Source organism: Selenomonas ruminantium subsp. lactilytica TAM6421 (assembly GCF_000284095.1).
GTDB classification, from domain to species: Bacteria; Bacillota; Negativicutes; order Selenomonadales; family Selenomonadaceae; genus Selenomonas_A; species Selenomonas_A lactilytica.
In genome coordinates this window covers 787,392-812,165 of sequence record NC_017068.1, presented here as the reverse complement: position 1 = coordinate 812,165, position 24,774 = coordinate 787,392, and the positions used below count along the sequence as shown (strand labels likewise).

The 24,774-nt window shown below is 53.1% G+C and carries 19 protein-coding genes; 1 reads left to right on the top strand and 18 read right to left on the bottom strand.

Annotated features, from left to right (window positions below; genetic code table 11):
* Nucleotides 1-5 precede the first annotated feature (5 nt).
* From SELR_RS03940 to SELR_RS03925, 4 genes are all read right to left on the bottom strand, one after another.
* Nucleotides 6-599 (bottom strand): 5-formyltetrahydrofolate cyclo-ligase, encoded by a 594-nt coding sequence (locus SELR_RS03940; RefSeq protein WP_014423904.1) that lies wholly within the window; start codon nt 597-599, stop codon nt 6-8.
* A gap of 3 nt (nt 600-602) precedes the next feature.
* A complete protein-coding gene (gene yajC / locus SELR_RS03935) occupies nt 603-890 on the bottom strand; it encodes a preprotein translocase subunit YajC (RefSeq protein ID WP_014423903.1) in 288 nt (95 codons plus the stop codon).
* 24 nt (nt 891-914) lie between these two features.
* Nucleotides 915-2,030 carry a tRNA guanosine(34) transglycosylase Tgt gene (tgt, locus tag SELR_RS03930; RefSeq protein ID WP_014423902.1) on the bottom strand — a complete coding sequence of 372 codons (1,116 nt, stop codon included), beginning with the start codon at nt 2,028-2,030 and terminating at the stop codon, nt 915-917.
* Nucleotides 2,031-2,215: 185 nt separating this feature from the next.
* On the bottom strand, nt 2,216-3,010 hold the full coding sequence (locus SELR_RS03925) for a transporter substrate-binding domain-containing protein (RefSeq protein ID WP_014423901.1): 795 nt from the start codon (nt 3,008-3,010) through the stop codon (nt 2,216-2,218).
* Between the two features lie 269 nt (nt 3,011-3,279).
* Here SELR_RS03925 and SELR_RS17600 point away from each other — a divergent pair, with 269 nt between their 5' ends.
* Complete coding sequence (locus tag SELR_RS17600) at nt 3,280-3,816, top strand: LptA/OstA family protein (RefSeq protein ID WP_014423900.1); 537 nt, start codon at nt 3,280-3,282, stop codon at nt 3,814-3,816.
* A gap of 138 nt (nt 3,817-3,954) precedes the next feature.
* On the opposite strand, the gene SELR_RS03915 is transcribed toward SELR_RS17600, so the two are convergent.
* The 14 genes from SELR_RS03915 to SELR_RS03850 form a co-directional block, all read right to left on the bottom strand.
* Nucleotides 3,955-5,376 carry an alanine/glycine:cation symporter family protein gene (locus tag SELR_RS03915; protein WP_014423899.1) on the bottom strand — a complete coding sequence of 474 codons (1,422 nt, stop codon included), beginning with the start codon at nt 5,374-5,376 and terminating at the stop codon, nt 3,955-3,957.
* Between the two features lie 139 nt (nt 5,377-5,515).
* Nucleotides 5,516-6,787 carry a phosphoribosylamine--glycine ligase gene (gene purD, locus SELR_RS03910; protein WP_014423898.1) on the bottom strand — a complete coding sequence of 424 codons (1,272 nt, stop codon included), beginning with the start codon at nt 6,785-6,787 and terminating at the stop codon, nt 5,516-5,518.
* A 10-nt stretch (nt 6,788-6,797) separates the two neighbouring features.
* The gene (locus SELR_RS03905) at nt 6,798-7,391 is read right to left on the bottom strand and encodes an IMP cyclohydrolase (protein ID WP_014423897.1); all 594 of its coding nucleotides are present in this window, start codon (nt 7,389-7,391) and stop codon (nt 6,798-6,800) included.
* Between the two features lie 23 nt (nt 7,392-7,414).
* Complete coding sequence (purN, locus tag SELR_RS03900; RefSeq protein WP_014423896.1) at nt 7,415-8,023, bottom strand: phosphoribosylglycinamide formyltransferase; 609 nt, start codon at nt 8,021-8,023, stop codon at nt 7,415-7,417.
* Nucleotides 8,016-9,068 carry a phosphoribosylformylglycinamidine cyclo-ligase gene (gene purM, locus SELR_RS03895; RefSeq protein ID WP_014423895.1) on the bottom strand — a complete coding sequence of 351 codons (1,053 nt, stop codon included), beginning with the start codon at nt 9,066-9,068 and terminating at the stop codon, nt 8,016-8,018. The genes purN and purM overlap by 8 nt, the downstream gene beginning before the upstream one ends.
* Before the next feature lie 21 nt (nt 9,069-9,089).
* Nucleotides 9,090-10,532, bottom strand: coding sequence for an amidophosphoribosyltransferase (purF, locus tag SELR_RS03890; RefSeq protein WP_014423894.1), 1,443 nt, complete (start codon nt 10,530-10,532; stop codon nt 9,090-9,092).
* A gap of 66 nt (nt 10,533-10,598) precedes the next feature.
* Entirely contained in the window at nt 10,599-11,084 is a 486-nt protein-coding gene (purE, locus tag SELR_RS03885) for a 5-(carboxyamino)imidazole ribonucleotide mutase (RefSeq protein ID WP_014423893.1), read from the bottom strand.
* A 215-nt stretch (nt 11,085-11,299) separates the two neighbouring features.
* Nucleotides 11,300-12,169, bottom strand: coding sequence for a phosphoribosylaminoimidazolesuccinocarboxamide synthase (locus SELR_RS03880; protein WP_014423892.1), 870 nt, complete (start codon nt 12,167-12,169; stop codon nt 11,300-11,302).
* 289 nt (nt 12,170-12,458) lie between these two features.
* Complete coding sequence (locus SELR_RS03875; protein ID WP_014423891.1) at nt 12,459-12,815, bottom strand: arsenate reductase family protein; 357 nt, start codon at nt 12,813-12,815, stop codon at nt 12,459-12,461.
* A gap of 65 nt (nt 12,816-12,880) precedes the next feature.
* On the bottom strand, nt 12,881-17,134 hold the full coding sequence (locus SELR_RS03870) for a 2-hydroxyacyl-CoA dehydratase (RefSeq protein WP_014423890.1): 4,254 nt from the start codon (nt 17,132-17,134) through the stop codon (nt 12,881-12,883).
* A 90-nt stretch (nt 17,135-17,224) separates the two neighbouring features.
* A complete protein-coding gene (locus tag SELR_RS03865; protein ID WP_014423889.1) occupies nt 17,225-18,199 on the bottom strand; it encodes an alpha/beta hydrolase in 975 nt (324 codons plus the stop codon).
* A 236-nt stretch (nt 18,200-18,435) separates the two neighbouring features.
* On the bottom strand, nt 18,436-20,103 hold the full coding sequence (locus SELR_RS03860; RefSeq protein ID WP_041914547.1) for a 2-isopropylmalate synthase: 1,668 nt from the start codon (nt 20,101-20,103) through the stop codon (nt 18,436-18,438).
* A gap of 179 nt (nt 20,104-20,282) precedes the next feature.
* Entirely contained in the window at nt 20,283-23,465 is a 3,183-nt protein-coding gene (locus SELR_RS03855; protein WP_014423887.1) for an efflux RND transporter permease subunit, read from the bottom strand.
* 12 nt (nt 23,466-23,477) lie between these two features.
* Nucleotides 23,478-24,698, bottom strand: coding sequence for an efflux RND transporter periplasmic adaptor subunit (locus tag SELR_RS03850; protein WP_231848112.1), 1,221 nt, complete (start codon nt 24,696-24,698; stop codon nt 23,478-23,480).
* Nucleotides 24,699-24,774: the final 76 nt, after the last annotated feature.

The following is a 24,774-nucleotide window of genomic DNA, read 5'->3' as shown; positions in this document are numbered from 1 at the left end:
CTCCCCTACAAGAGACAGTTATAAATCCCCTGCTCAGTAATGATCTTATGCACCAGGACATCATGTTCTTCCATGGGCACATCCGCCACCAATTGGCACGAATAAGCCAATGCAACTCGCTTGGCGTTAACCGCCTGCGCTATATACGCATCATAGAACCCGGCCCCCATGCCCAGGCGTTCGCCTCTGGTATCAAAGGCCACACCGGGCACGATAATCAGATCCAGCTGCTCTGGAGGAACGACCTTCCCCTTGGCCAGATCCGGCGTCAATATGCCATATTCCCCCTCCACCAGATTGTCAAGGCTGGCCAGCGTCACGGCCTCCATCTGCCCCTTGCCGATAACATGCGGCATAGCCACCGTCACACCTGCTGCCAGAAAGCGCTCCACCAGGGGCTTTAGCTGTACTTCGTCCGCCATGGACGCATAGCAGAGCACCGTTTTGGGCGCCTTGAAATCCGGCAAGGCACAGAACACATCAATCATGCGCTGGCTGGCCTTTTGCCGGTAAGCCTCCTTGAGCTCCCGGCGGGCGGCAAGGATCTTTGACCGCAAGGCCTTTTTCTCAGCCTGCAGTTCCTTATTTACCCCGTCCATGGCTCAGGCCTGCTTGTCCTGGGTGATATTGGCGTTGATGGAAGCCCGGGAAACCTCAATCACGGTATTTTCCGCGATCTTCAGCTTGATGACCTTCTCGTCAATGCCTGCGATAGTCCCATAGATGCCGCCGATGGTCATTACCTTGTTGCCCTTTTCCAGTGTATCCAGCATGCTCATGCGGCGTTTCTGGGCCGCCTTCTGCGGGCGGTACAGCAGGAAATAGAAAATGGCGATCATCACAAAGATAGGGCCCCAAGTGCCCAAAGCTGTCATGGTTTCCGGAGTCATAGTAAGCACCTCTTCTTCAAATTATCAGCGTTTATAATTGGCTAAAAAATCACTGCGGAACTGCGTAAACTTACCGTCAATAATGGACTGACGCATGCGCCGCACAAATTCCTCTAGGAAGTAGAGATTGTGCAGGGACAGCAGACGCAGGCCAAAGATCTCCCCAGCCCGTACCAGATGACGGATATAGGCGCGGGTGTAACCATTGCGGCAGGCATAGCAGCCGCAGCCTTCCTCAATCACATGGTGGTCATGGGTCAGGTTGGCATTCTTCATCACCAGGCGTCCCGTCCAGGTCATGGCCATACCGTTGCGGGCCACGCGGGTTGGATAGACGCAGTCGAACATATCGATACCGCGCATCACGCCTTCCACCAAATGGTCAGGCGTACCCACGCCCATCAGATAGCGGGGCTTGTTTTCCGGCAGCAGGGACGTGGAATACTCCAGCATCTCATACATGAGTTCCGGCGGTTCGCCTACAGACAGGCCGCCCACGGCATAGCCCGGGAAGTCCATCTCCACCATCTCTTTGGCATGCCATTTGCGCAGGTCCTTGTACATGCCGCCCTGCACGATACCGAACAGGCCCTGATTAGGCGCCGTCATGGCGTCCTTGCAGCGCTGTGCCCAGCGCAGCGTGCGCTCCGTGGACTGCTTGGCATAGTCATGGTCAGCCGGATACGGCACACATTCGTCAAAAGCCATAACGATATCGGAGCCCAGACACATCTGCACTTCCATGGAAACTTCCGGCGACAGGAACTTCTTCGAGCCATCAATATGAGAACGGAAGGTTACACCTTCCTCGGTGATCTTGCGCAGATCACCGAGCGAGAACACCTGGAATCCGCCGCTGTCCGTGAGGATGGCGCCATCCCAGTGCATGAACTTATGCAGGCCACCAGCTTCCTTGACCAGTTCCATGCCCGGACGCAGGAACAGATGATAGGTGTTGGAGAGGATGATCCCTGCCCCCAAATCCTTCAGTTCGTCTGGCGAAACGCCCTTGACCGACGCCTGCGTGCCCACAGGCATGAAAATCGGTGTCGGGAAACTGCCATGGGGTGTATGAATAATACCGGCACGAGCCCCGGTGGCCTCGTCCTTTTTCACTAATTCGTAAGTAATCGCAGCCAAAAAAAAACCTCCTAAACTTCAGCTGTTCAGCAGTCCGATGATAGACCGCTACCAACTGTAAATGATACCACAAAACAGGCGGAAACACAAAGACATTTGATATCAGCAGAACGATTGATTTACACCTTTTTACCACAAAGATATAAAATGGGCACGGGACTTTTGCCCGTGCCGTCTTCATTTTATTATTTCAGATACTTTTTCTCCAGCTTCTCCATGGTGCCGTCCATCTTCAGCTCTGCCAGAACGAAATTGATGTAATTCAGCCATTCCTGATCGCCTTTTTTCATCAGTATGCCGCAAGAGTGACGGGTGAAGGGCTTATCCTTGAGAGGCGCGGCCAGCCGCTTGTCCATGCGGACATAATGAGCAGCTTCCACGGTTTCTGTGATCATGATATCGGCTTTGCCCTCTGCAATCTGGCGGGGAATATCCGCATTGTCATTGTAAACAATGATTTTAGCCTTTTTCAGATTCGCATGGGCAAACTTCTCATTTGTCCCGCCCGGGTTGATCATCACGCGCACTTCCGGCCTGTCAATGTCTGCCAGGCTTTGAAAGCGCTCGGCATCCTTGGCGCGGCAGAGGATGGTCTTGCCAAAGATCCCTTCCCCATAGGCATCCGACATGGCCATGGTTCTTGCCCGGTTGTAATTGCGGGAAATGCCGCAGAGGGCGATATCGAATTTTCCTGCCTGCGTATCGGCAGCAAGGGTCGGCCAGGTTGTCAGCACATACTGGATCTTTACCCCCAGAGAATCGGCAATAAGCTGTGACAGCTCTGCATCAATCCCTTCATACTCTCCGGTTTGCGGGTTTAAGTATGACATGGGAATGTAATCCCCGGTGGTGCCAATTCGAATCGTTCCTCTGGCAGAAATATCCTCAAGATGGCCAGCCTCTGCCCTTATCCCGGTCAACATCAGCACTGCCATCAGCAGCAAGCAGATCATATTAACCGGCACAACTTTTCTCAGCATAAATGTCTCCCCCTCCCCACTGTCTGGGACTTTATCTGCAAATGTGTGTACACTTTATTATATATTCTGTAAAATTTTAAAATCTCCTGCGCTTTACTCATAATGGCAATCTTTTTTTGCCGTCATTGCAACGACCGTGGCCCAACAGCACGGTATACTCAGCCTATTCTCCACTTCTTCACTATAACAGCAGTTTTAGCTTGTTTTTTGCCAAAACCATGATTTTGCGGTAAAATATAAGTAAACTAAGCGCAGAAGGAGCGGATTCTATGGAAAAAATACGCATTCCTCAACTGATAATCGCCTTATTCCTACTTTTGATATATCCCTGTCTTGTAAAAGCCGGAACGCCCGGCCATACCATCAATACGGACATGGCCCAAAGCAAGTACCAGCCTGTGGTCACGGCAGACCGCAGTACCTATAACGAAGAAAGTGGTCTCTATAACCTCTCAGGCAATGTCCGCATTCAATGTGAGGGGCGCCTGATTACGGCTAACAATGCCAAGATAAATGCCAACACCCTGCAGGTTTGGGCTGATGGGCGTGCAACAATCACGGAAGGGGAACTGACCTTCACCAGTGACGCCCTCTATGCTGAACTTTCCGGCAACACCGTCTGGTTCTTCGGCAACCGCTGCGGCGTGGAACGGCCGGGGCTGATGATTCACGGAGACAATATGCAGTACAATTGGAAAACCCATATCGTGATTTTCGACGGTCATGTACTGTGGGTACATAAGGGAAAAAGCAATACCACCACTCACCTAGAATTCGACTTAGAAAAAGATGATGTAGCAAGATAATCCGCTATAGTTTTTGTTTACATCGTTGCTGAAAAACCCGGTGCAACTATTTCTTCCGCTAAGACGCTTACGCGCCAAACGCTCCAGAAACAGTTGCACCGGGCTTTTTTTGCTTATGCGATTTATTCTTTGATGACCTTACTCGGATTCGCAGGTCAGGTCCACGACTTCACCGTTTTTTTCCTTGATTACCACTTCACGCTGGAACTCAAAGCATTCGTCGGCGATATCCTTATTGAGCCAGAGCAGGCAGATAAGGTTCGGAATGGCCATCAGGCCGTTCATGGTATCGGAGAAGTTCCAAACCACTTCCAGAGCCGTGGTGGCACCCACGAAGGTCACAAGGGCAAACAGCACGCGATAGCCCATGATGACCGGACGCTTCTTGATGAGGTATTCCAGGGCCTTTTCGCCGTAATATTCCCAGCCCAGGATGGTGGAGAAGGCAAAGAGGCTCAAGGAAATGGAGATGATCAGCTTGCCGTATTCGCCGAACACCGTGCTGAAGGCCGCAATGGTAAGCTCAGCACCGGAGAGCAGTTCGCCAGTGGCAGGATTCGTTGCGCCCAGCATGCCGGAGGATGCAATAACGAGGCCCGTCAGCATGCAGACGATCATGGTGTCGAAGAAGGTACCCGTCATATTGACATAGCCCTGACGGGAGGCATGGTCCGTGCGGGCAGCAGCCGCCGCAATAGGAGCCGAGCCAAGACCTGCCTCATTGGAGAAAACGCCCCGGGCCACGCCCCAGCGCATGGAGGTCAGCATGGTGGCCACAATGGAGCCGCCCACGCCGCCAGCCACGGAATCAAAGGAGAAGGCCATGCGGAACATCTCGGCAATCCCGGCAGGCACTGCCTCAAAATTGGCAATGATGACGATAGCAGCCATCACAAAGTAGAAGGCTGCCATGCCCGGCACCACTACGCTGGACACCTTGCCAATGCTGCGGATGCCCCGAATAAGCACCACCAGGGCCAAAGCGGCAATCACACCGCCCGTAAGCCAGGAAGGCACAGCATAGCTGGAAGACAGAGCTGCCGCAATGGAATTGGCCTGAGTCATATTGCCGATACCGAAGGAAGACAGTACCACAAACAGGGCAAACAGGAAAGCCAATGTACGGCCGGCATATTTGTTCTTGATGCCGTGGCGCATGGCATACATGGGGCCGCCGGACATCTCGCCGACAGAGTTGGTTTCCCGGTATTTTACCGCCAAAACGGATTCCGCATATTTCGTGGACAAGCCAAAAGCAGCACTGATCCACATCCAGACCAAAGCGCCGGGGCCACCCAATACCATAGCGGTAGCCACACCCACAATGTTACCAGTACCCACAGTGGCGGAAAGCGCCGTCATCAAAGACTGGAAAGGCGAAATATCCCCTTCATGTTCATCCCGGTGACGGAAGATCATGCGAATGGCGTAAGCAAGGTTGCGCCAAGGCAGGAATTTCAGTCTTACGGTCAGGAACACCCCTGTTCCCACCAGCAGGGCCAGCATCACAGGCCCCCAAACAAAATTGTTGATGTCAGCCATTAAAGTTGCAAAGTCCATATTCTCACATCCCTTTTTTAAGCTATAACATAAGAAAACTCTTCTGCTATGAATCCCGCAGAAGAGCGTCCTTCGTTGACGTCTATATGTAGTATTATAATAGACCTGCATGAAGTTGTAAATAAAAATTTATGTATACTTAACGTTCCAAAGCCCGATGGGCAATATCCTTGCGGTAAAAAGCGTCCTTAAAGGAGATCTTCTCTACACCCGCATAGGCCTTGTCCACAGCCGCCCGCACCGTGTCTGCTTTGGCTACTACGCCCAGCACACGACCGCCGTCTGTAACGATCTGTCCATCCTTATGGGCCGTGCCCGCATGGAAGATCAAAGCGCCGGCAGCCTTGGCATCATCCAGACCGGTAATGGCATCGCCCTTCTTGTAGGCCTTAGGATAGCCGCCAGCGGCCATAACCACACAGACTGCCGCGCCATCGCTCCACTGGATATCCTGCTCTGCCAGCGTGCCGTCCGCACAGGCCAGCATGATGTCCACCAGATCACTGTTCAGCAATGGCAGTACCACCTGGGTTTCGGGATCGCCGAAACGGGCGTTGAATTCCACCACTTTTGGGCCCTCGGCCGTAATCATCAGGCCGGCATAGAGGCAGCCTTTATAGGGCTTGCCCTCTGCTTCCATGGCCTTGATGGTGGGCACAAGGATCTTATCGTAGGCTTCCTGCACCATCTTGTCCGTCATGACCGGCGCCGGTGCATAGGTGCCCATACCGCCGGTATTTGGGCCCTTGTCCCCATCATAAGCACGTTTGTGATCCTGGGAGCTGATCATGGGGCAGATGGTTTTGCCATCGGTAAAGCAAAGAAGCGAAGCTTCCTCGCCTTCCATAAACTCCTCGATAACCACACGGCTGCCTGCGGCACCGAACTCCTGGTCTTCCATGATATCGGTGATGGCCTGCAGGGCTTCTTCTTCCGTCATGGCCACGATAACGCCCTTGCCGGCGGCCAGGCCGTCCGCCTTGATGACGATAGGAGCCACTTCCTGACGAATGTACTCCCGGGCCGCATCTGCCTCAGTGAACACTTCGTACTTGGCTGTGGGAATCCCATATTTTTTCATCAGAGATTTGGAGAAGGCCTTGGAGCCTTCAATCTGGGCAGCTGCCTGCGTGGGGCCAAAGGCCTTGATGCCAGCCGCCGTCACAGCGTCCACGAGACCATTGGTCAGGGGAACTTCCGGCCCTACCACCACGAGACCGATGTCATGTTTCTGGGCAAAGTCCACCACGGCTGCGTTATCCGTAATGCTGATGCCCTCCACGCACATGGCCACATCGGCCATACCCGGATTGCCCGGCAGGGCATAGATTTTGTCTGCTTTGGGTGACTGGGAGAGTTTCCACGCTAAAGTATGTTCCCGGCCGCCGCTGCCGATTACTAAGATATTCATAATGCGCCCCTTATTTTGCCAGCTGTTTAGCCAGATAGTCCTGAATCATCGTATCGTAAGCTGCCGTATGGGCAAAGGCTTCCTGAGCCAGTTCCATGCGGGTACGATCATCTACGCCGCCATTTTTCTTGATCTGGGCGATAACTTCCTCATACTTGGCGGGATTAGTGACGATGGTGACAAACTTGAAGTTCTTGGCCGAAGCACGCACCATGGCCGGGCCGCCAATATCGATATTCTCAATGGCTTCTGCCAAGGTGACATCGGGCTTCGCAATGGTTTCCTTGAAAGGATAGAGATTGACAGCCACAAGGTCAATGCCCTTGATGCCATGCTTTTCCATCTGCGCCACATGTTCCTCATTGTCACGCACAGCCAGGATACCGCCGTGGATATAAGGATTCAAAGTCTTTACGCGACCGTCCATGATTTCCGGGAAGCCCGTCACATCGCTGACATAGGTTACAGGAATGCCGGCTTCCTTGATGGCCTTCATGGTGCCACCCGTGGAGATGATTTCCACACCGGCTTCATGGAGCTGGCGGGCGAACTCAACTACGCCTTCTTTATTGGATACGCTAATCAGGGCACGCTTAATCTGCATTATATCTTTTCTCCTTCAGCTTCTCATTCTAAAATCGTCACTTTACGGCCTTCTACCTTCAGCTTGCCTTCACAGTAGAGCCGGATACATTCGGGATAAATCCGGTGTTCCTCTTTGAGCACTCTGGCTCCCAGCGTTTCTTCCGTATCATCGTCCAGCACAGGCACTGCCGCCTGCATGATGATGGGGCCGGAATCCGTGCCTTCATCAACGAAATGCACGGTGCAGCCACTGACCTTCACGCCGTAGGCCAGTACATCCCGATGGGCATGTGCCCCCGGGAAACTGGGCAGCAGGGCCGGATGGATATTCATGATGCGCCCGGCAAAATGCCCTACAAAATACGGCGTCAGGATACGCATGAAGCCTGCCAGCACCACCAGGGTGACACCTGCGGCTTCGAGCTTTTCAATCAAAGCCTTTTCAAAGGGCTCACGGCCATCAAACTGCTTGCGGTCAACGCAGACTGCTTCAATGCCAGCCTTTCTGGCCCGCTCCAACGCATATGCTTCCTTATCCGTCAGCACGATGGCGATTTCGGCAGGAACCTGTCCTGCTTCGATAGCGTCAATGATGGACTGCAGATCCGTGCCGCGGCCGGAACAGAGAACACCTAATTTTTCCTTAGCCAACGAACACACCGCCCTGCAACGTTACATCATGATTACCCTTGACCACCTTGCCGATTTCGTAAACCGTCTCATCAGCGGCCTGCAGATGTGCCTTGACGGCCTCTGCTTCTTCCGCGGACACAATCAGGATCATGCCGATGCCCATATTGAAGGTACGATACATTTCCGGCCAATCCACATTGCCCCACTGCTGCAGCAGGCGGAATATGGCAGGCATTTCCCATTTGCTGGTGTCGATTTCCACGGCCAGATCTTCCGGCAGGGCACGGGGGATATTCTCGTAGAAGCCGCCGCCTGTGATATGCACCATGCCGTGGATGTCGAACTTCTCAATCAGGGGCAGGCAGGATTTCGGATAAAGCCGTGTCGGCGTCAGAAGTTCCTCGCCGATGGTCTTGCCCAGCTCTTCCATGTATTCGTCGCCCTTGAAGCCCTTGTGGTCAAAGACAATGCGGCGCACCAGGGAATAACCGTTGGAATGGACGCCGGAGGAGGGCAGGCCAAGGATTACATCCCCTTCCTTGACCTTGGCGCTGGTGATCAGCTTGCTCTTTTCCACCACGCCTACGGCAAAGCCGGCAATGTCATACTCCCCTTCCGGGTAGAAGCCGTTCATTTCCGCCGTTTCGCCGCCAATCAGGGCACAGCCGGATTCCTTGCAGGCATTTGCCACGCCGGTTACCACATCGGCTACCTGTTCGGGCAGCAGTTTGCCTACGGCCAGATAATCCAGGAAGAACAGGGGCTCTGCACCCTGCACCAGGATGTCATTGACGCACATGGCTACGGCATCCTGACCAATGGTATCATGCTTGTCCAGCATAAAGGCCAGCTTGAGCTTCGTGCCCACGCCGTCGGTACCAGAAACCAGCACGGGCTCCTTATACTTGCCGCTGTTCAGGGCAAAGAGGCCGCCAAAGCCGCCCAGATCACCGAGCACCTCCGGTCGGTAAGTAGCCCGGACGCTGTTCTTAATGAGCTCTACGGAACGGTTGCCCGCATCAATATCCACACCGGCATCTTTATAGGTAAGTTTTTCCGTCATTATCCTCTTGTTCCTCACTTTTTACTTTGCCTTGGGTTGTTCAAACACATATTTGCTGTCGCCAACGGGCTTTTCGCCTTCGGCGATGGGGTACGCACTGTTGAAGCAGGCGTAGCACATATCGTCGGCATTGACTGCCGACACGCAGGATTTCAAGCCTTCCAAAGACAGGAAGTGCAAACTGTCCGCACCGATGAACTGGCGGATCTCCTCCACAGTCTTGGTGGCGGCAATGAGTTCCTTGCGCACGGAAGTGTCAATGCCGTAATAGCAGGGATAGCCGATAGGCGGGCTGCTGATGCACATATGCACCTCTTTGGCGCCGGCCTGCCGCAGCATCTTGACAATCTTGCCGCTGGTGGTGCCCCGAACGATGGAGTCATCCACCATGATGACCGACTTGCCTTCCACCACGGAGCGGATGGCGTTAAGCTTGAGCTTCACGCTGGTATCGCGCTTCTTCTGGGTGGGCTGGATAAAGGTACGGCCGATGTAGCGGTTCTTGATAAGCCCTTCCACAAAGGGAATCCCGGACTCATAGGCAAAACCCGTGGCCGCCGTGGTACCGGAGTCCGGCACGGAAATCACGATATCGCCCTTGAAGCCGGATTCCCGGGCCAGCACCCGGCCCATCATAAAGCGGGCGTCATGGACGCTCTGACCGTCAATCACGGAATCCGGACGGGCAAAGTAAATGTATTCGAAAATGCAGGAAGCCTTCTTCTCATCCATGGCAAAGGGATAGGACTTCACACCGCTATCATCGATGACCACCATTTCGCCCGGCGCAATATCCCGGACGAACTCGGCACCAGCCACATCAAGGCCGCAACTTTCCGAAGACAGGATATAACTGCCCTCTTCCGTCCTGCCCAGGCATAAGGGACGGAAGCCCTGGGGGTCACGGGCACCAATCAGCTTGTCCTCCGTCATGATGGTCAGGCAGTAGGCACCCTTGATTTTCTTCAGGCTTTCGATAATTTTTTCCTCAACGGTTTCCTTGCGGGAACGGGCAATGAGGTTCACGAACACTTCGGAGTCAATGGAAGTCTGGAAAATCGTGCCCTGCTGCTCCAGGTCATGACGGATTTCCGCCGCATTGGTCAGGTTGCCGTTATGGGCCAAAGCAATCTTGCCGCCCGCATAATTGACCATCAAAGGCTGAGTGTTGCACAGGAGGCTCGACCCCGTGGTGGAATAGCGTACATGGCCGATGGCAATGCACTGATTCTCCATATGGGGCACCTGATGGCGGAACACCTCGTTGACAAGCCCCATGCCTCTGGTCACATCCATCCAGGCACCATCCGTCAATGCGATACCCGCACTTTCCTGCCCACGGTGCTGCAGGGCATAAAGCCCCAGATAGGTCAGCCCGGACACATCCTCGGTGCGGGAGAATACGCCGTAAACACCGCACTCCTCTTTCCATTTCGGTTCTAAGTTATAGCCATTTTCATACATGGTTATGTTTATCTCTCACTTTTATCTCTAATTCGCACAAGAAAAGCAGTCCGCAAAGCGCGCAGGTCAAAGCTGCGCAGCAACGCGGGCTGCCTTCTTCTCCACATCTTCTACCATCTTCTCGCGGTAAGCCGCAAGTTTGCCAGCCAGCTCCTGATTGGACACCGCAAAAATCTGCACAGCAAAAATCGCCGCATTCTTGGCTCCGTTGATGGCCATAGTAGCCACAGGAACCCCAGAGGGCATCTGTACCGTGCTCAAAAGCGCATCCATACCATTCAAAGCCGTAGCATTGATGGGCACACCAATAACCGGCAGAGTGGTATAGCTGGCCACCACACCTGCCAGATGCGCAGCCGCACCTGCCGCCACAATAAATACACCAATGCCCTTCTCCGGTGCAGACAGCACAAACTCACGCACCTTGGCCGGCGTACGATGAGCAGACGCCACCACCACTTCAGCCTCAATGCCAAAAGACTTCAAAATCTCCGCCGCCGGCTTCAGAATCGGCCAGTCCGAATCACTGCCCATAATGATTGCTGCTTTCATTAAAACTGTTGCTCCTTTCCTAAAATGCTAATTATTCACATCATATATCACCTTACCAAAAAGGGAAGGCTTAGGGATTCGCCCCGAAAAGACAAAGCGTACCCGTAGCCCGGCGCCCAAGGAAGGGCGCAGGCGGACGTAAATCACGTGATGTGATTTCAGTCCGCGTTTTCTTTTGGTCCTTTTCTTTGCGCCAAAGAAAAGGACGGCCTAGCTTATAATTCCTTGCCAGTAAGAAGCGCATAAGCTTCTTTATACTTAGCAATCGTCTTATCAATAACATCCTGCGGCAAATTGAAGTCGCTGTCCGGATTAGCCTTCAGCCAATCACGCACGAACTGTTTGTCATAGGACGGCTGGCTCTTGCCTGCCTCATAACCTTCCAGCGGCCAGAAACGGGAGCTGTCCGGCGTCAATACCTCATCACCCAGCACGATATTGCCTTCTTCATCCACACCGAACTCAAACTTCGTATCAGCAATGATGATGCCCTTGGTCAGTGCATACTCGGCACACTTCTTGTAGATGGCAATGGTGTAATCGCGAATCTTTTCCGCGTATTCCATGCCATGACCCGGGAATTCCTTTTCCAAAACCTTGGCGCCCTGTTCCAGGGAGACGTTCTCATCGTGGTCGCCCAGTTCAGCCTTGGTGCTCGGCGTGAAAATCGGTTCCGGCAGTTTCTGGGATTCCTGCAGGCCTTCCGGCAGCTTGATACCGCAGATGGTGCCGTTTTCCTTGTAGCTTTCCCAGCCGCTGCCCGTGATGTAGCCACGCACGATGCATTCCATCGGAATCATGTGCAGCTTCTTGCACTTCATGCTGTTTCCCTGGAACTCTTCCTGCTGGAAGAACTCCGGCATATCGGCATTGTCCACCGACAGCATATGGTTCGGAATGATGTCCTGCGTGAAATCAAACCAGAACTTGGACATCTGGGTAAGCACTGCGCCCTTATCCGTGATCTTGTTCTTCAGTATGTGGTCAAAAGCCGAAATACGGTCTGTTGCCACCATAATGATGCTGTCATCAGCCTCATAGACTTCACGAACTTTACCGGATTTAAAAGGTTTGTAGGTTTTCATGGATTTTATCGTCTCCCATAAAAATATAAAGATGTTGCGGAACTTCGAAAAGTTCCCTTCCGACTATTCCATAATAACGAGATTTTTTTGACCTGTCAATGATTTTTAGGACATGTGTCCTTGATTTATGTTTTACTCTCCCCTCATCAGATTCAGGCCTTGACCTCAAAATTGGCGATTTTTGAGGTCATAAACATTTTTGACCTCAAAAAATGCATAAAATTAAGGCCTGCCAACTTTTTGATGTCGGCAGGCAAAACTATTGCTTATCATTCCCGTTTTTACCACACTATATCTTATCCAACCACTCTTTTTCCCTAAAGCCCACCAATACCACATCATCACCAACTAATATTGGCCGCTTTACCAACATGCCATCTGTAGACAGCAGCTTGTACTGCTCGTCTTCGCTCATGGTCGGCAGCTTATCTTTTAAAGCCAATTCCTTGTATTTCAGGCCGCTGGTGTTGAAGAAGCGTTTCAATGGCAGGCCGCTTAGCTTGTGCCACTTGCGCAGTTCCTCTTCTGTGGGATTGTTTTCCTTTATGTCGCGCACATCAAACGCAATCCCCTTTTCCGTCAGCCATTTCTGTGCCTTTTGGCAGGTAGTGCAACGAGGATAACATACAAAGGTCAGCTTTTTCATCTTCTTCACTCCTTAATGCAGATACACGATTGACCAGTCAAAAATCTGACTGGTCAATCTGTTTTTTAATGACTTAACGCCTCTTTATGTTCTTTCTTCTCCTGCTGAGGCCCGCGTTCCTTGGCCACGGCCAGCATGAGTTTGATGCGGTTGAGCTGGTTGACTTCACTGGAGCCGGCATCGCAGTCGATGGCGGTGATATTGGCGCCCTTGTAGGCATTCCGCAGTTCGTGCATGACGCCCTTGCCGGTGATATGGTTGGGCAGGCAACCGAAGGGCTGCAGGCAGACCACGTTGGGCACGCCTTCGTCAATGAGCTTGACCATTTCCCCGGTCAGGAACCAGCCTTCGCCGGCCATATTGCCCAGGCTTACATGGCGGGAGGCAAGTCTTGCCGTATCATAGATGGAATGTGGCGGCAGGAAGTGCTTGCTTTCCCTGAGGGCCTTCTTCATGGGACGGCGGAAGAATTCAATTATCTTGATGAACATCTTGCCGAAGACCTCTTCCTTGTAGGAGCCCGCCAAGAGATTCCGCTTGGCAATGGCATCATAGGCGGAATAGAGGAAGAAGTCCACGAAGTCCGGCATGACCACTTCAGCGCCTTCGTCCATGAGTACCTTTTCGATATGGTTGTTGGCCACGGGATGATACTTGACGAGGATTTCCCCGACGATACCAACTTTTGGCTTCCAAAGATCTTCCTGCACTGGCAGGTGGTCAAATTCCTTGACCATGGCCTTGATGTTGTTGCGGAAGCGGAAGTAATTGCCCCGCAAGATCTCCTCCTTGGCCCGTTCCATCCACTTGTCAAAGAGTGCCTTGGTGGAACCCTTGGTGATTTCATAGGGCATGGTGCGGTTGCGCACATTCATCAAGGTGTCCCCATAGACCGCTGCCTTGATGGCATCCACCAGCATGCTGCGGCCCATATGGAAGGAATCCGTCTCCTCCTTGAGGCCATGGACAGCAAACACGGGCACCTGGGGGAAACCGGCGTGCTTCAGAGCCTGCCGCAGGACGCTGAGGTAGTTCGTAGCCCGGCAGGCACCGCAGGTCTGGAACAGCATGATGCTGGTATGGTCAGGATCGCAAAGTCCATCCTTCAGTGCCGCAATCAGCTGACCGATAACCACGATGGCAGGATAACACATATCATTATGCACATACCGCAGACCCGTATCAATGGCATGCTTATCCGGCATGGGCGGAATCACCGCCTTGAGGCCATGCTTCTGCAGCACCGTCTGGAACAGTTCGAAATGGATGGGCGCCATCTGAGGGGCCAATACCGTATGGGTCTTCTTGCACTCCTCGGTAAAATGAGGCCGCTCAATCTCCGCCACAGCCCGATAGGCCACCGGCTTCTTGCGGGCCAAGGCCGCCATCAGGGAGCGCAGGCGGATACGGGCTGCGCCGAGGTTGGATACTTCATCCAGCTTGATCATGGTGTAGATGCGCTGATGTTTTTCCAAAATGTCCTTGACCTGTTCCGTGGTCAGGGCATCGAGGCCGCAGCCAAAGGAGCTGAACTGAATCAGGGTAAGGTTGGGATGTTCCGCCACGAACTGCGCCGCATGATACAGGCGGGCATGGTAACTCCACTGATTGACCACCTGCAAACGCTGGGCCTTGACCGGCAGATGATAAACTGCATCTTCCGACAGGATAGGCAGCTTGTAGGACTGAATCATCTCGGGAATGCCGTGGTTGATTTCCGGGTCCACATGATAGGGACGGCCCACCAGCATGATGGCCTGCTGGCCGGTGCGTTCAATATGCGCCAGAATCTTCTTGCCATATTCCCGTACATCATCCCGATAATGGGCGATTTCCACATAACCTGCTTCCACTGCCCCGGCGATTTCCTGTCTGCTGATATTCTCCCGCTTGCCCAGCTCCTCATAAAGGCGGGCAATCAGGCGTTTCTTATCGTGAATGGGGACAAAGGGCTGAATGAAGTCAATGTTTTCCTGCCGCAATACATCCATATTACCCCGGATATTTTCGGCATAAGAGGCCACAATCGGGCAGTTGAAGTGATTGTCCGAATCATGGACTTCATCCTCCATATTGTAGGGAGCGCAGGGATAGAAAATCTTTTTGACGCCCTTTTCCACCAAGTCCATGATATGGCCATGGGTGATCTTGGCAGGATAACAAAGGGAATCCGAGGGCACGGTGGCCATGCCCTTGTAATACATCTTGGCGCTGGATTTGCCCGACAGTTCCACCCGGTAACCCAAGAAGGTCAGGAAGGTGAACCAGAAGGGATAATCCTCGTACATATTGAGCACCCGCGGAATGCCGATAGTGCCCCGGCTCGGATGTTCCAAGGGACGATAGTATTTGAAGACACGGTTGTACTTATAGGCATAGATATTGGGCGTTTCTTCCTCGGTCTGCTTCTGGCCGCCAATGCCCCGCTCACAGCGGTTGCCTGTGAAGTATTTGCCTCCATCGGGGAATTTCTGCATAGTGATCAGGCAGCTGTTACCGCAGCCTTTGCAGCGGTAAGAACTGGTCTCCACATGGAATTCCTGCAATTTAGCAAAAGGCAGGATAGCAGATCGCTCCTGACCACTTTCAAGAGCCAGGATGGCGGCACCATAAGCCCCCATAAGACCGGCGATATCGGGACGGATAACCTCCCGGTCCAGCAGTTTTTCCATGCAGCGCAGCACCGCATCATTGTAGAAGGTGCCCCCCTGCACGACGATATGGTCGCCAAGTTCCCGCACATCTTTAAGCTGCATAACCTTGAACAAAGCATTCTTGATTACCGAGAAGGCAATACCTGCGGAGATATCGGCAACTTCTGCCCCCTCCTTCTGCGCCTGCTTGACCTTGGAGTTCATGAATACCGTACAGCGGGTGCCCAAATCCACCGGTGCCTTGGAAGTAAGCGCCTTCTTGGCAAACTCCGCCGGTGTCATGGACAGGCCTTCGGCAAAGTTTTGGATAAAGGATCCGCAGCCTGCCGAGCAGGCTTCGTTCAGGGTGATATTTCCGATGCTGCCGTCCTTGACGAAGAAGCACTTCATATCCTGACCGCCGATATCCAGCACGAAGGTAACCTCCGGGCAGAATTCCTGCGCCGCCCGCAGATGGGCAAAGGTCTCTACCTCGCCGCCGTCGGCATGGAGCGCAGCCTTGACGATGGCCTCGCCATAACCGGTGGTCATGGTGCTGGCGATATAAGCAGACTCCGGCATAGCCTTGTAGAGAGCCTGCATCTCTTTTACCACAGTGGACAGGGGCGAACCCTGATTGCTGCCATAGGAGGTGTAGAGGATTTCCTTATCCCTGCCAATGGCCGTTATCTTGGTGGTGGTGGAACCGGCATCGATGCCCACATAAACCGGGCCCTGATAGCCTGCTAAACTTCCGCGTTTGACCTTATCCCTATCGTGACGGGTCTTGAATTCCTGATATTCTTCATTATTCTCGAATAATGTGAAATCCGCCTGCCGCGTTTCACTGGCAGCCGCAGCTTTGGCCTTGGCAATGCCCTGTTCTAAATGCACCACATCGATTTCCTGCGCCTCATCGGACAGGGCTGCGCCCATGGCCACGAAGTAATTGCCGAAATCTACGTCTACCACATGCTCATTGTCTAATTTCAATGTTTCGATAAAACGTTTGCGCAATTCAGGCAAAAAGTGCAACGGCCCGCCTAAGAATGCCACATGACCATCAATAGGACGGCCCTGAGCCAGATTGCCAATGGTCTGATTGACCACCGCCTGGAAGATGGACAAAGCAATATCGGCCTTTTCGGCACCATCATTCATGAGTGCCTGGATATCCGTCTTGGCAAAGACGCCGCAACGGGAGGCAATAGTATAAATCTGCTTCCCCTTTTCCGCCAGTTCGTTAAGGCCACTGGCATCCGTCGACAGCAACGAGGCCATATGGTCGATAAAGGAACCTGTGCCGCCGGCACATACGCCATTCATGCGCTGTTCCGGTGCTTCACCGAAGTAAGTGATCTTGGCATCCTCGCCGCCTAACTCCACTACGGTATCCGTCTGGGGAATGAGATTCTTCACCGCCGCCGCACAGGCAATAACCTCCTGCACAAAGGGCAGGCCAATACGCTGGGCAATACCCATGCCGGCTGAACCTGTAAGCGCAAAGGTGAATTTCTTATCGCCTACCAGGGATTTCAATTGCGTCAGATTCTCCTGCAATGCATTGCCAATTTCTGAAAAATGCCGGGCATAGTTCTTGTAGAGAATATTCTTCTCATGATCAAGCACTACCAATTTGATGGTCGTGGAGCCCACATCTATACCCACATTTAAAAGGGACTTCATAGTTTCACCACCTGAGATATTTACATAAAGGAACCCCTTTTTCAGGTTCCTTTCATATTATATAAAATTCAACCCCTTGGTGCAAGGAAATTAATCACTTTGCATATAAGGAGCGGTGAATTCCCGTACCGTTTTGAAATACAATTCCTCATCCTTCTGGCAGGCCACACCATGTACGGCATCATGGATCAGTAACAGGCTCTTGTCTGGCGCCTTGGCATCACGATAGAGCTGCTCCCCCATGGCAGGAGGGACTAAGGCATCTTTGGTACCGTGGATGAAAAGGATCGGCACTTTTGAGTGCATGACTGCTACTTCCGGCACAGCCTGATTCAGGCTGAAGCCGGCTACCTGCTGACAGCGCCAATCCAAAAGATTCATAGCCGGAAAAGCCGGCAGGCCCAGGGACTCATGGATCTGATGCACCAACAGGTCAAAGGCGCTGGTATAGCCGCTTTCCTCCACGCAAGCTGCGACATTCTGCGGCAGATCCTCGTCGTCACAAGCCATCATGACGGTGGCTGCCCCCATGGACACCCCATGCAGGATGATCTTGGCCTGGGGATAGTAAAGCGCAATCCGCTTCGTCCAATCCACCATATCCTGACTTTCCTTATAGCCCATGGTCAGATAGCGTCCCTCGCTTTTCCCCGCCGCCCGCAGATCAGGCGTCAGCACATGATAGCCCATACGCAGGTAATGGGTGGCGATATAATAGGAGTTTTCCTGGGTGCCGCCATAGCCATGTACCACAATGGCCCACTTCTTGCCATCGCTATCTCCATCAGGATAAAAATGTGTAGCCTTCAGGATGAGATTATCCCGGGACGTCAGCGTCCACTCTTCATTTGTATAATCCGGCTTATCATAATGACGCGCCTCCGGCGGCATCAGCAAAGCAAAAGCCCGGGGCGGTTCCTGCGGATTTTCCACCGTCCCACGCTCCAGGCCGAAATGAACCGCGTAATTGCCGACAAAATAGCCCGTCCCCAGAACAAAGGCTGTAACCAGCACCACCGCTGTCACCACCGCTGTCAGTACACAGGATAGAATCAATCTATGCATGGAATCACCTTTCCAGATCAAAATCAAAAAATATGATTTTATTGTAACATTGTTACGAAAATTTTTCCATAGGCCAATGAGAGTCTAAAAGACGGAGGGCGTCTTATCACAAAATTGTAATGTACGAAAACAGCCCGGGGACTGATGCTGTTTTTCCAGAGCGTTTGGCGCGTCTCAGCGTTGGAAAAATAGTATCAGTCCCCGGGCGTCTTGTCATATAGATGTAAACCGTAGTATCATTTGCCAGCCTGCATCCGGTTGATAGCACTGAACAGTGCCTGAATAGAAGCGGTGATGATATCCGTATCCATCCCGGCCCCCCAATGAATCGTTCCCTTCTCATCCTTGATGCCGATGTAGGCAATAGCCTTGGAATGCTGGCCAATCTCCAGGGCGTGCTCGCTATAGGTCAGGTCGGAGTATTTGATGCCCAGATTCTTCTGCAGGGCATTGGACACGGCATCGAGTCGGCCGTTGCCCTTGGCCACGAAGGTGTCCGGCTGGCCGTTTATCTTGAGATCCACCGTACCAGAACGGGTGCCGTCCGGTTCCTTCTTGAGCATGAAGTCCACGAGCTCATAGGGTTCGGCAATATTGACATATTCATGCTGGAAGATCTGATAGATCTCATCCGGCATAAGCTCTTTGTGCTTGTGGTCGGAAACAGACTTGACACAATAGCCGAAGTTCTCCCGCATCTTCTTGGGCATGTCGATGCCATATTTCTGCTCCATGATGAAGCCCACGCCGCCCTTGCCGGACTGGCTGTTAATGCGGATGACATCGCCATCGTACTCGCGGCCTACATCCTGAGGATCGATGTAGAGATACGGCAATGTCCACTTATCCGGATTCTTCTCATCCTTCCATTTCATGCCCTTGGCAATGGCATCCTGGTGGGAACCGGAGAAAGCGGCGAAGACCAGCTTGCCGGCATAGGGCTGGCGATAGCCGACCTGCATGCGCGTCAGACGCTCATAGGTGTCCACCAGGTCGGACATATTCGAAAAATCCAGCTGCGGATCAACGCCCAGGGCAAACATATTCATGCCGACGGTCACGATATCCACATTACCCGTGCGCTCACCGTTGCCGAACAACGTACCTTCCACACGATCAGCACCGGCCAGGATGCCCATTTCCGTATCGGCTACGCCGCAGCCACGGTCATTGTGGGGATGGAGGGACAGCACCACATTGTCACGATATTTGAGGTGCTTATTCATATAGGCAACCTGCATGGCATAGACATGAGGCATGGACATTTCCACGGTTACGGGCAGGTTGATGATGGCCTTGCGGTCAGCCGTGGGCTGCCATACATCCAGCACCGCATTGCAGACTTCGAGGGCGTATTCCGGCTCCGTGCCCGTGAAGGATTCCGGGGAATACTCGAAGCGGTAGTTCTCACCGGCTTCTTCGGTGAGCTGTTTGAGGAGTTTCGCCCCTTCCACGGCAATCTGCTTGATCTCCTCCTTGGACTTGCGGAACACCTGTTCACGCTGGGCCACGGAAGTGGAATTATAGACATGGACGATGGCATTCTTGACGCCTTTGAGGGCTTCAAAAGTCTTGCGGATAATATGCTCACGAGCCTGGGTCAGCACCTGGATGGTCACATCATCAGGGATCAGGTCATCTTCCACCAGACGGCGCAGGAATTCATACTCCGTTTCCGAAGCTGCCGGGAAACCGACTTCGATTTCCTTGAAGCCAACCTTTAGCAGCATCTTGTAGAATTCCAGCTTTTCATCCAGATTCATGGGAATGATCAGGGCCTGGTTGCCGTCCCGCATATCCACGCTGCACCAGACTGGTGCCTTATCGGGAGCGTCTTTCTTAGCCCATTCCAAATCGATTTCCGGTGGCATGAAATAACCTTTGCTGTACTTCTGATAATTCATCATCGGCTAACCCTCCATACAATAAAAAATCCTTTCGCCCCCCAACAAGGAGACGAAAGGATTACTTTAACTGCTTACAATATTTACGCGTTTCCCTGTGTCGTATACTACGATAACACACAGGCTGTGTTTTTGCAAGTATTTTGTATATTTTTGTAAACTATTATCCCGATTATCCATTACATGTAGTCGGCAGAAGTCTTCTTCTTCTGCTGCTTGAACATGCCCAGCTTCGCCGCAATCCATTCCATGGCCACGAAGAACACCGGAATCAAAAAGATTCCCAGAGCCGTAGCAAAGAGCATGCCGCCCACCACCGCTACGCCCATGCCGTTACGGGCAGCGGCGCCGGCACCACTGGCCACAGCCAGCGGCAGACAGCCGATGATGAAGGCAAAGGATGTCATGAGGATCGGACGCAGGCGCAGGCCGGCTGCTTCGATTGCTGCCTTGACCGGTTCCATGCCGCGGTCCACACGGACCTTGGCAAACTCGACGATCAGGATGGCGTTCTTGGCCGCCAGACCGATGATCATGATGACACCGATCTGCATGTAAACACTGTTCTGCAGGCCGGCATTCTGATGGCCGCACATGGCTTCCAGCATGGACAGGCCATACTCGGAAATCAGTGCCCCCATGATACCTGTCGGCACCGTCAGCAATACCGCAAAGGGCACGCTCCAGCTTTCATAGAGGGCTGCCAGACACAGGAATACGAACACCAGTGCCAGTGCCAGCACCTGGAAGGTGGAACTGGTGGCCTTGGCCTCCTCACGGCTCTGGCCGGACCATTCGATATTGAAGCCGTTAGGCGCATTCTGCTCCACGACCTCCTTGATGGCCGCCATGGCCTGACCGGAGGAATACCCTTCCCCGGCATTACCCTGGATATTGATAGCCCGGGCACCGTTGAAACGGGAAATGGAAGTCGGGCCGGAACTTACGCGGGGTTTCAGCAGCGTATCCAGCGGCACCATGGTACCGGAGGAACTCTTGACATAGACGAACTTCATGCCATCGGCCTCACTGCGGTAACTCATATCCGACTGCAGCATGACCTTGTAGGTACGGCCAAACTGGTTGAAGTCATTGACCTGAGCACCACCGAAGTTCACCTGCATAGCCGTGAACACGTCAGACATGCTGACGCCCAGCTGCTTGATCTTTTCGCGGTCGATATCATACTCATAGGTGGGCGCTGTCATCTTGAAGGTGGTACGCACGCCCTTGAGTTCCGGACGCTGGTTGGCTGCCGCAATGATCTTGCCGGTGATGTCAGCCAGCTCCTGGTCAGTATGGCCGGACATATCCTGCAGCTGCAGGCTCCAGCCACCGACAGAGCCCAGACCTGGCAGAGCCGGCGGGTTCATGGCGATAACGGTCGCCTCCGGTGCCAATTTCGCACCGATGCCGAACATGGTACCAACAGCAGCACCGACGGACTCAGCACCACTGCGCTGGGACCAGTCTTTCATGCCCAAAACCACAAGGCCTGCGCTTGGTTTGGCACCGCCGCCCAAAATATCAAAGCCCGTGATGGCCATGACATTTTCCACGCCTTTGACGTCTTTAGCTGCCGTGGCCACCTTGTCAATGGTCTGCTGGGTGACGTTCATGGAAGTACCTTCCGGCAGCTGCACCACGGTAAAGAGATAGCCCTGGTCTTCGTCGGGTACGAAGGTGGAAGGCAGTACCTTGTAAAGAGCTGCGGAAATGATGCAGACAATCACCATAAAGAGGATGGCCAGACGGGTGCGGCGGATGAATTTCGCCACCACTCCCATATAGCCGCGCTTCGTGCGTTCAAACCAGGCGTTGAATTTCACGAAGAACTGACCGAGGACACCTTCATCATCCTTGGCCTCATGACGCTTCAGGATCATGGCACAGAGTGCCGGCGTCAGTGTCAAGGCCACAAATGCGGAAAGTGCCATGGATACCGCAATGGTCAGGGCGAACTGACGGTACAGGATACCGGTCATGCCGCCTAAGAAGGCTACCGGCACGAACACAGCTGCCAATACGAAAGCGATGGCCACAACCGGCCCCTGCACTTCCGCCATGGCGCGTTCTGTGGCATCTACCGGCGTCAGGCCTTCTTCCATATGTTTCTCGACGTTCTCGATAACTACGATAGCATCATCGACGACAAGACCAATGGCCAATACCATGGCAAAAAGCGTCAATGTGTTGATGGAGAAGCCCAATACCACGAAGGCTGCCATCGTACCGATCAGGGATACCGGCACGGCCAGCAGCGGAATCAGGGTTGCACGCCAGTTCTGAAGGAACAGGAAGATAACCAGCACCACCAGCAGCAGGGCTTCCGCAAAGGTTTCCAGCACTTCCTTGATGGAAGCGTTGATATAGTTCGTAGAGTCGAAGATCTGTGCCATCTTGAGTTTTGGCGGCAGAGTAGGTTCCGCCTTTTCCAAAACCTTGCGCACCCCGGCTACCGTCTGCATGGCATTGGCATCACTTGTGAGGTTGATACCGAAACCAACGGAAGGATAACCGTTGAACTTGGAAATGATGGCACTGGATTTCTCGCCCGTTTCTACCCGGGCCACATCCTTCAGACGGACAAACTTGCCGTTGTCGGAACGCAGCACGATGTTGCCGAACTCTTCCGGCGTCACGAGACGGCCGGCAATCTTACCCGTATACTGCTTTTCCTGACCGTTGGACACCGGCATAGCACCAACTGTACCAGCAGGCGCCTGCACGTTCTGCTCCTTGATGGCAGAGGTCACATCCGCAATAGTAAGCCCTAACTCTGCCAGCTTGTCCGGGTTCAGCCAGACGCGCATGGCGTAGTCGGAACCAAAGATCTGCACATCACCGACACCGGATACACGCTTGAGTTCATCCAGCAGATAGATATCGGCATAATTCTTCATGAACGCACGGTCATAACTGCCATCCGGAGAATACAGGGACAACATATAGGCCATGTCGTTGGAAGATTTCTTGGTCGTAACACCAACCGACTGCACATCAGATGGCAGACTGGCGTTGGCGATGGCGACGTTGTTCTGCACCTTGACAGAGTCCATATCGCCATCTGTTCCCGTCTCAAAGACCACAGACAGGCTGTAACGGCCGCTGTCGTCCGAGTTGGAACTCATATAATCCATACCCTGGGTACCATTGACCTGCTGCTCGATGATCTGCGCCACGGTATCATTGATAACGGACGCGTTAGCACCCGTATAGGAGGTGCTTACCGAAACCGTAGGCGGCGAGATCTGCGGATACTGCGCAATCGGCAGCTGGAAAGCCGCCAAAATGCCCACGATAACGATGATGATCGAGATGACAATGGCAAATATCGGGCGGTGAATAAAGAACTTAGACAAATCGCCGCCTCCTTATTGTTCCGATTTATCTGTAGAACCAGCAATCTCGTTGGAATTGAACTTGGTCGTATCCGGAATCAGGGAGAAGCCCATATCTTCAGCCGTTACCATGGTAACATTGAGGGGCACACCCTCCTGCAGGTTGGACAAACCTTCTACAACGACCATGTCCGCAGCCGTCAGACCGTCCTTGATGACATAGTAGCTGCCAATCTTTTCACCGAGCTGCACCGTGCGGGCTTCAGACTTGCCGTCACCGTTGACCACCATGACAAAGGACTTGCCCAGGAGCTGCTGCACAGCCCGCTGCGGCACCAGGATGGCATTGGGAATGGTCTGACCGGACAGACGAACCCGGGCAAACATGCCAGGGATCAGCATGCCATTCGGATTATCGAAAATGGCCTTCATGGTCAGCGTACCGGTATTTTCGGACAGGGAACGGTCAGATTCCACGATTTCGCCTTCCAAAGGATACTGGGTTCCGTCGGACAAGGTAATGGTCACCACAGGCTTTACCTGATTGCCGCCCTGCATCATAGCATTCATATATTCCAGATAATCCGTTTCGGATACATTGAACTTGGCATAGACAGGACTTGCCGAGCCGATGGTCACCAGATTGGTGGAACCGGCGCTGGCAAAGGTACCCACTGCCACATCGTCCACGGCCAGCTTGCCGCTCATGGGTGCATAAATCGTGGTATCGGCCAGATCCTGCTGCGCCTTGATCAGCAGTGCATGATTGGCATCCGCTGCTGCCTGATAAGCGTTGACATTGGCCAACTGGTTGTCATAGGTCTGCCGGGAAATGGCATTGGACTGTACCAGCTGCTGATAACGGCCCAAATCATTCTGCGCATTGCTCAAAGTTGCCTGGGCCTGGGCCAGATTTGCCTGGGCCTGCCATACAGCAGAAGTATACTGGCGGTCATCAATACGGTAAAGCGGCTGGCCGGCTTCCACCCATTGGCCACCCTTCACGTATTTTTCCACCACATTGCCGGATACTTTGGACTGTACCTTGACCTCGTCCTTCCCCACAATCTGACCGGCAAATTCGCTGGTCAGCGGCGTATCCTGCTGCATGACCTGCATGACCTTGACCTGCGCACCCTGTTGCTGCGCTTGCTGCTGCTGATTGCCGCAGCCTGCCACCACAAAGCTGGTGGAGATGGCCAAGGAAATGCCAATCAGCAAAGCCTTCGTCTTCTTGTTTTTCGGCAAAAACAATTTATGAACCTCCTTTTTCCACATAAACAGAAAGCAAGAGAGCGCACTGCTCCCCTCCCTCGTTTATGACAACATT